This window comes from Neobacillus sp. KR4-4 (genome assembly GCF_042136325.1).
Taxonomy (GTDB): domain Bacteria; phylum Bacillota; class Bacilli; order Bacillales; family Cytobacillaceae; genus Neobacillus.
On the sequence record NZ_JBHHJU010000051.1, the window covers coordinates 1 to 15,067 of the forward strand.

Below are 15,067 nucleotides of genomic sequence, written 5' to 3' on the forward strand. Positions count from 1 at the left end.
TGAGATAAAGGAAACACGAAGAGCGATAGCGATTCGATGTTGACTTATCGTAGGGAAAAGACCGAAGGACACTAGTTGCTGGACGCTGGAGCTAGACAATAATATTAGGTGAACTCAAGTTTACAAACTTCTTCAGCATTATCTAGTTTTGAGGGAATGAAGCCTCAAACAAAATAGTCTGGCAGCAATGGCGAGAAGGTCACACCCGTTCCCATACCGAACACGGAAGTTAAGCTTCTCAGCGCCGATGGTAGTTGGGACACGCGTCCCTGTGAGAGTAGGACGTTGCCAGGCATAGCAAAGACAACCTGAAAAGGTTGTTTTTTTTGCGTGTGAAAATAAATAAGTTACCGAAGAGGATGAAGAATCCTTCCACGGTAACTAAAAATTGTCAATTTGATTTTTCCATTAAATACTGAAAAACCAAGTATGGCCCCTTTTGTAACGTGACATCCAGAAATGAGCAAATGAATGGATAATCCTGGTTTGGCATCATTTTTGTCAACTCACTCCACCACTCTGTTTCATATCGAGCAATCATACTTAAATTGTAAAGTAATAAATAATGAATGAGCAGCTCAGGAAAATTAAAATAATGGTCCTTGTTCAGGGGCAGAGCATAATAATTTTCCTCGAAATGAAACTTCAAAGGCGAGCTTCCAACAGAGGATGCCGGGTTCACCCGAAAAGACAAGCCTTCCTCAGAAAACTCCACACCCTTTTCAAACTTGGAGGCCAAGAATTCCTTAAACCGATTTTCAGTCATATGGAATTGATCTAAGATGGTTTCGGGCACATGAAATTGTTGATGGTCGGACTCTACCTTAATGAATGTCCTTTTCCCCTCAAGTAAAAAGAATAATTCATCAAGCTCTGGTATAAGCTTAAGTAATTCCTCCATTATGACTTTTTCCCCTTCCAATTGTTTCATGTGAAACAATTTTTCAGAGATGAAGGGGAAAAGTCCATTTTTTTGAAGTTTCACTTCATCCTGGAAGAATTGATAATTTTGTTTCTTTCTTTTCCTTGTTGAGACACCATGAGCCAAAACAGCCGTTGTTTCGGGATAAGCAGGATCTATTGTTAATATACATGCCTTAATTAAATGGACAAGACCATAAAAAAGTAAAATTGGTTTAATAATAAGTGGAGAACTGCTGGCTTGTTGATAATAAATTTGCCCATGTTCCAGATAATATAAAAATGGATAACAGTTTTCATAGCTTTTTTGCTCTGGATTCTCGATATTCCGTTTTTGATAACAACTTTTTAAAAATTGCTGGCAATATTCTGCCGAAAAGAAACAAGAGAAGCTTTTCCAATCTTTATATTGAATACCCAAGACTATATCACCTTTTTCAGAAGAATCAGACTAATATTTATTCCTTGACAGTATTTTATCCAATTGATAACCTACAAATAATATTTTTTTTCCTGGGGGCCTGAAAAATGTGGGAAAGTAAGTTTGTAAAAGAAGGTTTAACGTTTGATGATGTTTTATTAATTCCTGGTAAATCAGAAGTATTGCCTAGAGATGTAAATCTGCAAGTAGAACTATCGCCAAGTGTAAAGCTAAATATTCCTATCATAAGTGCTGGGATGGACACAGTAACAGAATCTGAAATGGCCATATCAATGGCTCGGCAAGGCGGCTTAGGGATTATTCATAAGAATATGACGATTGAGCAGCAAGCAGAGCAAGTGGAGAAGGTAAAGAGATCAGAAAGCGGGGTTATTACTGATCCATTTTTCCTAACTCCTGAGCATCAAGTGTATGATGCGGAGCATTTAATGGGAAAATATCGTATTTCCGGCGTACCAATTGTTAATAACTTAGAGGAACAAAAGCTTATCGGGATTATCACCAATAGGGATCTTCGCTTTATCCAAGATTATTCATTTAAAATTTCCGACGTTATGACTAAGGAGAATCTTGTGACGGCCCCAGTTGGAACGACATTAAAAGAGGCAGAGAAAATTCTGCAGCGTTACAAGATAGAAAAACTACCGCTTGTTAATGAGCAGGGTGAGTTAAAAGGATTAATCACAATTAAGGATATCGAAAAGGTGATTGAATTTCCAAACTCTGCGAAAGACAGTCAAGGACGTTTATTGGCTGGAGCTGCGGTTGGAGTAACGAGCGATACGATGAAACGAGTAGAAGCTCTTGTAAAAGCCAATGTCGATGTAATTGTGCTTGATACAGCCCATGGACATTCCAAAGGTGTCCTCGATATGGTAAAGGAAATTAGAGCTGCTCATCCAAATCTCACGATTATTGCTGGGAACGTGGCAACAGCTGAAGGAACCAAAGCCTTAATAGAAGCTGGTGCCGATGTGGTCAAAGTAGGAATTGGACCTGGTTCGATTTGTACAACAAGGGTCGTTGCTGGTGTAGGTGTTCCACAAATTACAGCCGTTTATGATTGTGCAGGAGAAGCGATGAAGCATGGCAAGACAATCATTGCCGATGGCGGCATCAAATACTCTGGGGATATCGTCAAAGCTCTTGCAGCAGGCGGATATGCCGTTATGCTGGGCAGCTTATTAGCGGGGGTAACCGAGAGTCCAGGAGAGACAGAAATTTTCCAAGGACGCCGCTTTAAAGTGTATCGCGGGATGGGTTCAGTGGCTGCGATGGAAAAAGGATCAAAAGACCGTTATTTCCAAGAAGATAATAAAAAGTTTGTACCAGAAGGAATTGAAGGACGGATTCCTTATAAAGGGCCTTTAGCAGAGACTGTATATCAACTTATCGGCGGACTCAGATCCGGAATGGGTTATTGCGGAACCAAAGATCTAGAGGAATTAAGAACAAAAGCACAATTTATTAAAATGACAGGTGCGGGATTAAGAGAGAGTCATCCACATGATGTTCAAATCACAAAAGAGGCTCCGAATTACTCTCTATAACAACAAGACAGAGAAGCGATGACTTCTCTGTTTTTTATGTAAAAATACCTAGAAACTGAAAAAAATAGCCATAAGATGGTTCATAGCTCCGTCTATGATTTGCTATTGACTTATGTTAAAATAACCAAGGTGTATAAATTCATGGAGGGCGTTAAAGTGAACAAACATTTTTATCAGAAATGTATGGCCAGTGCGCTGGCACTTATTTTATTTTTTGGACTATTTGCTGGTGTTGATATAGCGAAGGCAGATGCAGCATTAAATGTGAATGCAGACGGAGCTATTTTAGTTGATGGACAAACAGGTAAGGTTTTATATGCAAAGAATGCTGACAGTCCATTAGGGATTGCCAGTATGACAAAGATGATGACGGAGTATCTTTTACTAGATGCCGTGAAGCACGGTAAGGTCAAATGGGATCAGGAATATACGGTAAGTGAACTAGTTTATAAGATTTCACAGCCAACGGGTTTATCGAATGTCCCTTTACGCCTTGGTGAAAAATATAATGTTCGAGAATTATATGAAGCGATGGCTATTTATTCTGCAAATGGGACAACCATTGCACTTGCTGAAGTAATTGCCGGTTCGGAAACGAATTTTGTCAAGTTGATGAATGAAAAAGCAAAGAAACTTGGATTAAAAAATAGTAAATTTGTGAATTCTACTGGCTTAAATAATAAGGATTATAATGGTGAGCAACCAGAAGGAACTGGTGCTGAGGAAGAAAATGTGATGTCTCCTCGCGACGTGGCTACATTAGCCTATCATCTCATTAATGATTATCCAGATGTTCTAAAAACAGCGAGCACGCCTAAAAAGGTATTTCGTGAAGGTACAGATGATAGAATTGTAATGCAAAACTGGAACTGGATGCTGCCAACATTAGTATATGGATATGAAGGTATGGATGGGCTCAAAACCGGTACAACTGATTTTGCAGGATACTGCTTCACAGGGACAGCGAGCAGAGATGGAAAACGATTTATTACCGTTGTCCAAAATGCAAAAGATGATAGCGGAAAAAATGATGGATATAAAGCGCGTTTCGGTGAAACGAAAAAAATGCTAGATTATGCTTTTACAAATTATGCAAAGGAAGAAATTACTCCTAAGCATTACCAAGTAAAAGGTCAAAAAACGGTTCCTGTTACAAAAGGAAAAGAAGACCAGGTTAAAATCTATACAAAATCAGCCATTAGCATGATGATTCCAAATGGCAGCAAGCAAGACTACAAACCAGTCTTAGTCCTTGATAAAAAGAAATTGACTAAAGATGGTAAGCTAACAGCACCAATTAAGAAGGGTGAAAAAGTTGGTTATGTAACCATCGCACCAAAAAATGGTGAAAAGGTTAGTTTCTTAACTTCAGAGGGTCAACAATCGATTAAGGTTGATGTGATCGCTGCACAAGATGTAGAAAAATCAAACTGGTTTGTGTTGATGATGAAAGGCATTGGTAACTTTTTTGGAGATGTTTTTCATGGTATTTCCTCTACTGTTAAGGGATGGTTTTAATTTATTTTAACGAAAGCTAAGCAAAAACAATTTGTTTAAATTGGTTGCTTTTGGATAATATATATAGTAAATTAATAAATACAAAATCATAAATAATGATCAAAGCAATGAGAGGAACTAGTAACAAGAGACTCATTCTACAAGAGAGCCGGTGGCTGGTGTGAACCGGTGGATGAAACTTGTGAATCCCTCCTCGAGCAAGGTGCGGAACATCTTATCCTGAGATTAGTAAGTACTTTCGGTAGAAACCGTTAACGTTTTTTGAGGTGGACAGTTTATTCTGTCAACCAGGGTGGTATCGCGAGTAACTCTCGTCCCTGTTTTAGGGGCGGGAGTTTTTTGTTTTTTAAGCGGTAATGCGAACCGCACGGCATCGTCTAAAATTAAAAATGAATAAAAAGGAGTGCCATTTTTATGTTAGATATTAAAGTGTTACGAGCTGATTTTGCAGAAGTAAAAGAAAAACTTCAAAAGCGGGGGGAAGATTTATCTGCTCTCGATCAATTTGAAGAATTGGACCAAAGAAGACGCGAATTGATTGTCGAAACAGAAAAATTAAAAAGCCGCCGCAATGAGGTATCTCAGCAGGTTGCATCTTTAAAGCGAGAAAAGCAGGATGCCGACCATTTGATCAAGGAAATGCGCGAGGTTGGTGACAAGATTAAAACGTTTGATGATGAATTACGTGTAGTAGAAGAGTCATTAGAACTTTTGATGTTGAGCATCCCGAATATCCCGCATGAAAGTGTTCCAGTGGGCGAAACTGAGGATGATAATATCGAAATACGACAATGGGGCAAGGTGCGCGAGTTTGAATTTGAAGCCAAACCGCATTGGGATGTTGCCGATCAACTAGGAATTCTTGATTTCGAGAGAGCTGGGAAGGTGACGGGAAGCCGCTTTGTCTTTTATAAAGGGCTAGGTGCTCGTTTAGAGCGTGCGTTAATGAGCTTTATGTTAGATCTTCATGTCGATGAGCATGGCTATACAGAGATATTGCCGCCGTATTTAGTCAACCGGGCGAGTATGACTGGAACAGGCCAGCTTCCTAAGTTTGAAGAAGATGCGTTTTTGATTGAAAACGAAGATTACTTCTTGATTCCGACAGCTGAAGTTCCTGTAACTAATCTTCATCGCGATGAAATATTAAGTGCTGAAGCCCTGCCGATCCGCTTTGCTGCTTACAGTGCATGTTTCCGTTCTGAGGCTGGCTCTGCGGGCCGTGATACACGCGGTTTGATTCGTCAGCATCAATTTAATAAGGTGGAACTTGTGAAGTTTGTTAAGCCTGAGGATTCTTACGATGAGCTTGAAAAGCTGACACGTGATGCAGAAAAGGTATTACAATTACTTGAGCTGCCATACCGTGTGCTAAGCATGTGCACGGGTGACCTCGGCTTTACCGCTGCGAAGAAGTATGATATTGAAGTTTGGATTCCAAGCTATGGAACGTATCGCGAAATTTCTTCTTGCAGTAACTTCGAAGCCTTCCAGGCAAGACGGGCAAACATTCGTTTCCGCCGCGAACCAAAGGCAAAGCCGGAGCACGTTCACACCCTCAATGGTTCAGGCCTTGCGATTGGCCGTACGGTCGCCGCCATCTTAGAGAATTACCAACAAGCCGATGGCAGTGTCGTGATTCCAACCGTACTGCGTCCATATATGGGCAACCGTGAAGTTATAGCACCAATGTAATTTTAGTCTAAGTTAAAGCATATAGTTGGCACCCTGTTGATTTGAGCGGAAGGCACGAAGACTCCTGAGGGAGGACGGGGCAGGGGAGACCCCGCAGGAGCGCAGCGACGAGGAGGCTCCCCGGACCGCCCGCGAACCGCACGTGCCTGGAGTGGAAATCAACAGGCATGTGTAACATAGAAAAAAACTGGACAGATAAAAATTTGTCCAGTTTTTTGATTTAGTATGTTGACATAGAAAAATGAGTATGGTAAATTAGATTCTGTTGATACGGAGGAATACCCAAGTTTGGCTGAAGGGATCGGTCTTGAAAACCGACAGGCGGGTCATACCGCGCGGGGGTTCGAATCCCTCTTCCTCCTCCATAATATTTACTAATCGCGCATAAAAACTGGAGATAAAGGTTCGTTACATCATATGTAACGAACTTTTTTTTTGCTCAATTTTTAGATGCACTGTTTAACTGAGAGCAATATCAGGATATTTGCCTATGGATAGAAGATTGCTGAAGGAAAAAAGGTGCTAAGCGGTAAAAGAAGAGTGTCCCCATTTCCCGGGTGAAGGGAAAAAGGGGTTGAGAGGTAAAAGAAGAGTGTCTCCATTTCCCGAGTAAAGGGAAAAAGGGGTTAAGCGGTAAATGAAAAGTGTCTCCATTTCCCAAGCTGAGGGAAAAAGGTGCTAAGCGGTAAATCAAGAGTGTCCCCATTGCCCGAGTGAAGGAAAAAAGGTGCTAAGCGGTAAAAGAAGAGTGTCTCCATTTCCCGAGTGAAGGAAAAAATGGCGCTAAGTGGTAAAAGAAGAGTGTCTCCATTTCCCGGGAGAAGGGAAAAAGAGGCTAAACGGTAAATGAAGTGCACGGTCTAGCAAAATTCAGAAGTTTCTCCATCGCATCAATCCTATAAATAAAAAAGCACATATTGGATTATCCAATATGCGCTGTTCTTATATTTAGAATTTCTTTCAACTTTTCTTCCACTTCAAGGCAAACTCTAGTGGCATCTTCTGCGCTTTTTACAACGTCTGTTGTATCCATATCAATCACTAATACTTCACTTGATGAGTACTGGTTCATCACCCACTCATCATAACCCTTCCACACTTCGAAGTAATATTCCTTCAGTTCAGGATTTATTTCAAAGCTTCGGCCGCGGGCCATAATCCGGTCAATCACTGTATCAAATGACCCTTTTAAGTACACCATTAAATCTGGTGCCTTTTTGGGAAGTTCATTCAGTTCTTCCAGCATGTTTTCCACTAATTCTTCATATATTTTAAATTCCAAATCAGAAATCCTGCCTAACGATTTATTCACATAGGCAAAATACCAATCTTCATAAATGGAACGGTCTTGAATTGTATAAATAGGCTCTCTCCAGCTAATGCATTCCTTAACGGTTTTAAAACGTTTATTCAAAAAGAATAATTGAAGCAGGAAAGGGATCCTTTTGGCATCTAATTCTTCAGGTGTCAGTTCATAATAGAGCGGGAGAATCGGGTTATCATCCACCGTTTCATAAAACACCTTACTCTCAATTCCTTTATTTTGAAAGTGTGCATTCAATGTGTCTGCCACACTTGTTTTACCGAGACCAATCATACCACCAATAACGATACTCACTAACATCCCCCTGATCTATAATGTTTTAGTCCCGCATTAACGGGCAATAAGCTCGGCCAGTCCAAGGCTCCTAAGTGAACCGAAAAGGATAACAGTGGGAGCAACTGCCCGTAAATGCCCGATTGGCTCAACTAACAATCAATGGGGATGGAACTCCCATTGATTGAAGTTCCACCTTACCCAGCTGCTTTTTTTTAATGCTAATGATAATTGTTCAAAAATGTGGTTTAAATCTTGTTCATTTTTGACAAAATCCAATTCGTCTCCGCTAAAGCGAAGAACGGGTATTTCTGGATGTTCCTTTTCAAAGAGCGTCATTGATTCTTCATAATCGAGCGATAACTGTTCTAAATATAAGGGGCTGATATTCTTTTCCACTTCACGCCCTCTTATTTTAATTCGTTTTAGAAGTGTATCGAGGCTGGCATTCAAATAAATAATGACATTAGGCTTAGGCATATCTTCGGTTAGAATTTGATAAATTTTATCATATTTTTGATACTCGTCTGCATTTAAGGATCGCTTTGCAAATATTAAATTTTTGAAGATATGATAATCCGCTACAACGGATTGATTTTGAGTTAAGTAATGGGTATTGATATCCCCTAATTGCTTAAAACGATTGCAGAGGAAAAACATTTCCGTTTGAAAACTCCATTCTTCAATATTTTCATAGAATTTCCCTAAAAATGGATTTTCATCAACAATCTCTTTAAGTAATGCAAATTTAAATTGCGCTGAAATGGCTTTTGCAAGTGATGTTTTTCCAACACCAATCGGCCCTTCAACGGTAATAAAGGGTGTATCCCCCATTGCAAGTCCTCCTTCGAAAGCTACCTTCACTCTATGTTTCACCAGATCTTCTGGTTATTTAGTCACAAAAAACACGCAAGATTTATTTTATCATAATCTTACTCAGTAAGGGATAAGGAAAATTTAGTAGAAAGTTGTTTTATGTCAAATATATGAAAAAACTGCCGAATCCCGGCAGTTTTTGTAGAAATAAAATTATTTATGTCCAGCTTCAGCGCCTAGCCCCTCGAGTCATAAGTCAATCACTTCGGAAGGCAAAAGGCAGCCTTCTGTCAGCGCTTGTCTTATGCTTGTCGGGGCTGCCCAAGGCGCTTCCGCTTTTCTAGGTCGCACGTTTAGTGACATTGAAGTTGTCGACGATTAACAGCCAATTTTGCGGGAAGGCAAGACCGAGCTTCCAGTAACTCATTCCCCTAATATTTAACTCTTTAATTAAATCAAACTTGGCTTGAATCGAGCGGGCGTCCTCAAACCAAACCTCATGCTGTTTGCCCGCTTCTGTATATCTAAAATGTGGTGCCTGCGCCTTGATGTCATATTGAATCGGGACATTGTGTCTTGCGGCAAGCTGTATGGCCTGCTGTGGACTCACTGCCTTGGCAACCGTTCCTTGCACGAAGGGAAGTGTCCAATCATAGCCGTACAAGTTTTGCCCCATCATAATCTTTCTTGCTGGGATATCTGTAACAGCGTATTCCAACACTCTTCTTACTTGATCGATGGGCGACACAGCCATTGCAGGTCCACCGCTATATCCCCATTCATAAGTCATAATCACGACAAAGTCAACGATTTCTCCGTGTGCTTTATAGTCATGGGCTTCATACCACTTTCCTTTCTGAGAGGCACTGGTCTTTGGCGCCAGTGCGGTTGACATGAGCCAGCCTTTACTGCCGAATAGATGTTTTGCCTTACGTAAAAAGCGATTATAGGCCTCACGGTCGGCCGGACGTAAAAACTCAAAGTCAAAATGAATATCACGGAATCCATATTTATTAGCAGTAGAAACAATGTTATTTAGAAATTTATCTTGAATGGCCATATCATTTAATAAAATTCGTCCGAGTTCGTCACTGAACTGATCATTCTCTTGATTGGTTATAACCATCATTAACACATTGCGGTTGGCCCTGGCGATAGCAGGAAAGTTGTTCAACAGCGGTTCTTTTAGTGTTCCATCACGGCGGGCTTGAAAGCTAAAGGGAGCCAAATAGGTCAGATAGGGTGCTGCCTCGCGGGCGCTGGATTCTAAGACTGGGGCTACGGTAGTGCCGCGCGGTTCAACGTAGGCGTTAAATTCAGCATCTCTTTTTTTGCCTTGGGGAATGTAGAGACGAAAACCTATATTAAGCGGCTGATTCGGGTTGATTCGGTTGATAGAGGCAAGCTCTTGGTAAGGGACGCCGAACTTTCTTGAGATGGTGAATAAAGTATCGCCTGGCTGCACGAAATAAAATTGCCCAATGATTGGAATGACAAGCGACTGTCCAATCACAAGATTATTTGGATTTGGTAAATCGTTAGCCTCTACTATGTCCTGGACGGTTGTTTGATAAGTCCTTGCAATCGTTGTTAAGGTTTCATTACCTCTTACCACATGGATTTGCATCCTAATCCCTCCTAAGCAAATATGCGTTGCAACTATTTTATGAGCGAGGAAACTGATAAATGATATAATGCTTATAAATTTCATCTGAAGCAATTAAAACTCCAATTTGGTAATAATGGGACCAAGGGAATAGTAAAGGGGAATTAGCATGACAGGAGATCAGTCAATTGATGAATATTTTATGAAGGAAGCGATGAAGGAAGCCAAAAAGGCTGAAGCGATAGATGAGGTACCGATTGGTGCAGTGCTCGTCATGGACGGAAAAATTGTCGCTCGGGCCCACAATTTACGGGAGACCGACCAAACTGCTATTGCACACGCTGAGCTAATTGCGATTGATCAAGCCTGTAGAGAGACAGGTACCTGGCGTCTTGAAGAATCTACATTATATGTCACATTGGAGCCATGTCCAATGTGTGCAGGAGCAATTATTTTATCTCGAGTCAAAAGGGTGGTATATGGTGCGGCTGACCCTAAGGCCGGTTGTGCGGGGACACTGATGAACCTATTAGAAGATAATCGCTTTAATCATCAAAGCGGCGTTACTAGTGGTGTTTTGGAAAGAGAGTGCGGGCAGCTGCTCTCCGACTTTTTTCGAAAAATAAGAGAGCGAAAAAAGTTAGCAAAGAGAATGAAGGAAGACAACCTTACAAAAAATGACAATGAATAAAGATTGCTTTTTTACGAAAATATTTGTATACTAAGAAAGCGTCATAGTGACGCATTAAACTTTGGTATCAACTTTGCCGTGCTAGGTGGGGAGGTAGCGGTGCCCTGTACCCGCAATCCGCTCTAGCGGGACTGAATCCCTTCCCGAGGCTAACGACCTGTAGGGTCTGCCTTAAGTAAGTGGTGTTGACGCCCGGGTCCTGCGCAATGGGAATCCATGAACCATGTCAGGTCCGGAAGGAAGCAGCATTAAGTGGACGCTCCCATGTGCCGCAGGGTGGCCTGGGCCGAGCTAACTGCTTAAGTAACGCTTATGGGCGTTAGTCGACGGAAGGTGCACGGCAGTTATATTACATAAATTAACTCATCTCAGACTTGGGATGAGTTTTTTTGCACATTAAATAGATTCATTTTGTAAAAAGCAAAATGATTAAGGTATAATAAAAAGGAATGAAAATTTTGAAGGGGGCGTGTGTCAATTGGCGTATCAAGCTTTATATCGTGTTTGGCGTCCTCAAACATTTCTCGATGTAGTAGGACAAGAACATGTAACCAAGACATTGCAAAACGCCCTGCTTCAGCAAAAGATATCACATGCGTATCTTTTTTCCGGCCCGAGAGGAACAGGGAAAACAAGTGCAGCTAAAATATTAGCAAAAGCAATTAACTGTGAGAGATCACCTGTTTCCGAACCATGTAATGAGTGTGCAGCCTGCCGTGGAATCACCGATGGAACGATTTCAGATGTATTAGAATTTGATGCGGCTTCGAACTCACGTGTGGAGGAAATGCGGGACGTCCTAGATAAGGTAAGATTTGCACCGACAGCTGTGAATTACAAAGTCTATATCATCGATGAAGTGCATATGCTATCCATCAGCGCCTTTAATGCCTTGCTAAAAACGCTGGAAGAACCGCCGAAGCATGTTATTTTTATATTAGCTACAACAGAACCTCATAAAATCCCCTTAACAATTATTTCAAGATGTCAACGCTTTGATTTTAGACGCATTACAGCTGGGGCAATTGTCAATCGGATGAAGTTAATTGTCGAGGAATCTGGAATTGATTGTGATGAACGTGCCCTTCAATTGATTGCACGGGCAGCAGATGGCGGGATGCGCGATGCACTTAGTCTATTGGATCAAGCGATATCGTATAGCCAGGACCATGTTGCCATTGAAGATGCATTAACGGTTACAGGATCGGTTTCGCAGGGATTTTTAAATAAACTTGCTTTGGCATTCCGGGAAAAGGATGTCGCAAACGGCTTAGCAGCGTTGGATGAGCTTTTATTTCATGGAAAAGACCCGATGCGATTTATTGAGGATCTAATCTTGTTCTATCGTGACATGCTTCTATATAAAACGGCACCAAACCTTGAAGAATCGCTGGAACGAGTGATGCTGGATGATGATTTTCGAAACATTGCTGAAACGATATCAACAGATCAGATTTACCAACTGATTGATCTCTTGAATAAAACACAACAAGAAATGCGTTGGACCAATCATCCAAGAATTTTTCTTGAGGTGGCGATTGTAAAGCTATGTCAAATGGAAGTAAAGCAGACATCACAGGCACAGCCTGCTCAAATTGACCAGCTTTTAACAAGAATCGGCCAATTGGAGATGGAGCTCGAGCATTTAAAAGCGAATGGTGTAACAGCTTCTCCGCAAGAGGCAGTGCAGCAAACACAAAAGCCAGCCCAAAGATCAGCGAAAAAGGCATTCCAGCCGGCGGTCGGAAAAATAAATGAAGTATTAAAGCAGGCAACAAAAAGCGATTTGAATCTGATTAAATCGAATTGGGCAGAATTGCGCGCAAGTCTGTTAAAATCACAAGCTGCCCTATTGAACGATGCCGAGCCTATCGCCGCATCAGCAGCTGCTTTTATCATAAAATTTAAGCATGAAATGATTTGCCAGATGGCGATGAGTCGAACAGATTTTCTGGATGCAGTGATCGCCGCTTTATATAAATTAACAGGCAAACGATTTACAATCTTAGGTGTCCCGGAAGACCAGTGGCTGCCAATTCGCGAAAGCTTTTTGAATAGTCATGAAGGTGCTGAGGGAGAAACCAGTGAAGTACCAAAGGAAGAAGAACCACATATTGCCGAGGCGAAAAAAATATTTGGCGAAGAATTTGTGGAGATTATTGATTAATAACTAATTAATTGGAGGTAGATGAACAATGATGCGTGGTGGCGGAATGGGAAATATGCAAAATATGATGAAACAAATGCAAAAGATGCAAAAGAAAATGGCAGAGGCACAAGAAGAATTAGGTGAAAAAAAGATTGAAGGAACTGCTGGCGGTGGCATGGTTACTGTGATTGTTACAGGACATAAGGAAGTGGTCGATGTAATTATTAAACCTGAGGCTGTTGATCCAGATGATGTAGAAATGCTTCAAGACCTTGTTTTAGCTGCTACAAATGATGCTCTTAAAAAGGCTGAAGAGTTAACAAACAGTACGATGGGGCAATTTACAAAAGGAATGAACCTTCCTTTTTAGGAGAGGAATAGCCAAAGATGCATTATCCAGAACCAATTTCAAAGCTGATTGACAGCTTTATGAAGCTGCCAGGTATCGGTCCTAAAACGGCCGGTCGTCTGGCTTTTTTCGTCTTAAGTATGAAGGAAGATACGGTGCTTGATTTTGCTAAAGCACTTGTTAATGCCAAACGGAATTTAACGTATTGTTCTGTCTGCGGTCATATCACAGATCAAGACCCTTGCTACATTTGTGAAGATGTGCGCCGCGATAAGAGTATCATCTGTGTCGTCCAAGATCCAAAAGATGTGATTGCGATGGAAAAAATGAAGGAATTCAATGGATTGTACCATGTCCTTCATGGTGCCATTTCCCCTATGGATGGGATCGGGCCAGAGGATATTAATATTCCAAGCCTCCTAAAGCGTCTTCAAGATGAAAATATAATAGAAGTAATCTTAGCGACAAACCCTAATATCGAGGGGGAAGCAACAGCCATGTACATTTCCCGTCTGTTAAAACCATCGGGAATTAAAACAACAAGGATTGCTCATGGACTTCCAGTCGGCGGGGATCTTGAATATGCAGATGAGGTTACTTTATCCAAAGCGATTGAGGGCCGAAGAGAATTTTAAGAAGACGCGGAGGAATCAATGATGTTTTTTCAGCGTAAAGGGCGGCTTCGTAAAGAGTATAATGAAAAGCTTTTAGTGCAGTTGAATCGATTTAAAGAGCATTGGCAGCAAGAAAAACTGCTGTTAGAGAAAAGTTTCGATCCTTCTGACGAAGTAATTTGTCAAACGAAAATAGCTGAGGCAAAATATATCTTTCTCTTAAGAGAGGCAAAGCAGCGGAACGTTAATTTAATAAAATCATAAATAAGCTATTTCCTTTTTTAGGTCTATTCTTGGCAGCTTGTACATAAGTTGTAAGTAAAATGACTTAAGAAGGGGGATAGCTTTTTTGGAACCAATTATCGTAATATCTATCCTAGGCGGTTTAGTGATTATCCTATTATTTACGGGAGCTCCCTTTAAGCCTGCTCGATTTGTTGGTCAGGCCGCAATCAAGTTAGTCATTGGGGCGCTATTTTTATTCTTTCTAAATGCAGCAGGAAACCGTTATGGTATACATGTACCGATTAATGTGGCCACCTCCGCCATTTCAGGCTTTTTAGGAATACCGGGTCTGATTGCATTAGCTGCTATTCAACATTGGGTACTCTAGATCGAAAACCGCTGAAAAAAGCGGTTTTTCTTTTTGGAAAAATATAAAAAACAATTTCAAAAAAAGTGTTGACCAACGCCTTTATTTGCTGTAATATATGAAAAGTCGTCACTGAGGCGATGCGAAACGAAAGAAAAAAGTTGTTGACTTCTGGTTGGTAACTTGGTAAGATAATAAAGTCGCTTTTGAGTGACGGAGAAATTGTTCTTTGAAAACTAAACAAACAAAATCGTGCAAACAAACAATAAATTTTAGCTTCTTTTAAGAAGCTAAGCCAACGTAACAAATGAGCTAATCAACTTTCTTGGAGAGTTTGATCCTGGCTCAGGACGAACGCTGGCGGCGTGCCTAATACATGCAAGTCGAGCGAGACTCTTCGGAGTCTAGCGGCGGACGGGTGAGTAACACGTGGGCAACCTGCCTGTAAGACTGGGATAACACCGGGAAACCGGTGCTAATACCGGATAATCCTTTTCCTCTCATGAGGAAAAGCTGAAAGTCGGTTT

Annotated in this window: 13 protein-coding genes, 1 tRNA gene, 2 rRNA genes, 1 other RNA gene and 1 other annotated feature; of the genes, 13 read left to right on the forward strand and 4 right to left on the reverse strand. The window is 41.0% G+C overall.

Annotated elements, in window-relative coordinates; translation table 11 throughout:
• Positions 1-177 precede the first annotated feature (177 nt).
• Positions 178-294: ribosomal RNA gene (gene rrf / locus ACE198_RS27370) — 5S ribosomal RNA — on the forward strand.
• A gap of 97 nt (positions 295-391) precedes the next feature.
• Here rrf and ACE198_RS27375 read toward each other — a convergent pair.
• Entirely contained in the window at positions 392-1,342 is a 951-nt protein-coding gene (locus tag ACE198_RS27375) for a YaaC family protein (protein ID WP_251463546.1), read from the reverse strand.
• Between the two features lie 107 nt (positions 1,343-1,449).
• On the opposite strand from ACE198_RS27375, the gene guaB reads away from it, so the two are divergent.
• The 4 genes from guaB to ACE198_RS27395 all read left to right on the forward strand — a co-directional run bounded on the left by guaB (position 1,450) and on the right by ACE198_RS27395 (position 6,491).
• On the forward strand, positions 1,450-2,913 hold the full coding sequence (gene guaB / locus ACE198_RS27380; protein WP_375377738.1) for an IMP dehydrogenase: 1,464 nt from the start codon (positions 1,450-1,452) through the stop codon (positions 2,911-2,913).
• A 141-nt stretch (positions 2,914-3,054) separates the two neighbouring features.
• On the forward strand, positions 3,055-4,431 hold the full coding sequence (locus ACE198_RS27385; protein WP_375377739.1) for a D-alanyl-D-alanine carboxypeptidase family protein: 1,377 nt from the start codon (positions 3,055-3,057) through the stop codon (positions 4,429-4,431).
• Between the two features lie 98 nt (positions 4,432-4,529).
• Positions 4,530-4,753, forward strand: a binding site (T-box leader).
• Positions 4,754-4,845: 92 nt separating this feature from the next.
• Positions 4,846-6,126: a serine--tRNA ligase gene (gene serS, locus ACE198_RS27390; protein WP_098573035.1), complete on the forward strand. Its 1,281-nt coding sequence runs from the start codon at positions 4,846-4,848 to the stop codon at positions 6,124-6,126.
• A 272-nt stretch (positions 6,127-6,398) separates the two neighbouring features.
• Positions 6,399-6,491: transfer RNA gene (locus tag ACE198_RS27395), tRNA-Ser, on the forward strand.
• A gap of 557 nt (positions 6,492-7,048) precedes the next feature.
• Here ACE198_RS27395 and ACE198_RS27400 read toward each other — a convergent pair.
• From ACE198_RS27400 to ACE198_RS27410, 3 genes are all read right to left on the reverse strand, one after another.
• The gene (locus ACE198_RS27400) at positions 7,049-7,744 is read right to left on the reverse strand and encodes a deoxynucleoside kinase (RefSeq protein ID WP_375377740.1); all 696 of its coding nucleotides are present in this window, start codon (positions 7,742-7,744) and stop codon (positions 7,049-7,051) included.
• A 138-nt stretch (positions 7,745-7,882) separates the two neighbouring features.
• Positions 7,883-8,557 carry a deoxynucleoside kinase gene (locus ACE198_RS27405; protein WP_375377741.1) on the reverse strand — a complete coding sequence of 225 codons (675 nt, stop codon included), beginning with the start codon at positions 8,555-8,557 and terminating at the stop codon, positions 7,883-7,885.
• A 322-nt stretch (positions 8,558-8,879) separates the two neighbouring features.
• Entirely contained in the window at positions 8,880-10,166 is a 1,287-nt protein-coding gene (locus ACE198_RS27410; protein ID WP_251463547.1) for a LysM peptidoglycan-binding domain-containing protein, read from the reverse strand.
• Positions 10,167-10,314: 148 nt separating this feature from the next.
• Here ACE198_RS27410 and tadA point away from each other — a divergent pair, with 148 nt between their 5' ends.
• The 8 genes from tadA to ACE198_RS27450 form a co-directional block, all read left to right on the forward strand.
• Positions 10,315-10,836 carry a tRNA adenosine(34) deaminase TadA gene (gene tadA / locus ACE198_RS27415; RefSeq protein ID WP_375377742.1) on the forward strand — a complete coding sequence of 174 codons (522 nt, stop codon included), beginning with the start codon at positions 10,315-10,317 and terminating at the stop codon, positions 10,834-10,836.
• Positions 10,837-10,912: 76 nt separating this feature from the next.
• An RNA gene (ffs, locus tag ACE198_RS27420) (signal recognition particle sRNA large type) lies at positions 10,913-11,177 on the forward strand.
• Positions 11,178-11,314: 137 nt separating this feature from the next.
• A complete protein-coding gene (dnaX, locus tag ACE198_RS27425; protein WP_098573025.1) occupies positions 11,315-13,003 on the forward strand; it encodes a DNA polymerase III subunit gamma/tau in 1,689 nt (562 codons plus the stop codon).
• 28 nt (positions 13,004-13,031) lie between these two features.
• Positions 13,032-13,355: a YbaB/EbfC family nucleoid-associated protein gene (locus ACE198_RS27430; RefSeq protein WP_373561683.1), complete on the forward strand. Its 324-nt coding sequence runs from the start codon at positions 13,032-13,034 to the stop codon at positions 13,353-13,355.
• A 17-nt stretch (positions 13,356-13,372) separates the two neighbouring features.
• On the forward strand, positions 13,373-13,969 hold the full coding sequence (recR, locus tag ACE198_RS27435; protein WP_026565815.1) for a recombination mediator RecR: 597 nt from the start codon (positions 13,373-13,375) through the stop codon (positions 13,967-13,969).
• Positions 13,970-13,990: 21 nt separating this feature from the next.
• Positions 13,991-14,212, forward strand: coding sequence for a YaaL family protein (locus tag ACE198_RS27440; protein WP_026565814.1), 222 nt, complete (start codon positions 13,991-13,993; stop codon positions 14,210-14,212).
• Positions 14,213-14,297: 85 nt separating this feature from the next.
• Positions 14,298-14,561, forward strand: a complete 264-nt coding sequence (locus tag ACE198_RS27445; RefSeq protein ID WP_098573014.1) for a pro-sigmaK processing inhibitor BofA family protein — start codon at positions 14,298-14,300, stop codon at positions 14,559-14,561.
• Positions 14,562-14,862: 301 nt separating this feature from the next.
• A 16S ribosomal RNA gene (locus ACE198_RS27450) occupies positions 14,863-15,067 on the forward strand; the annotation flags it as partial.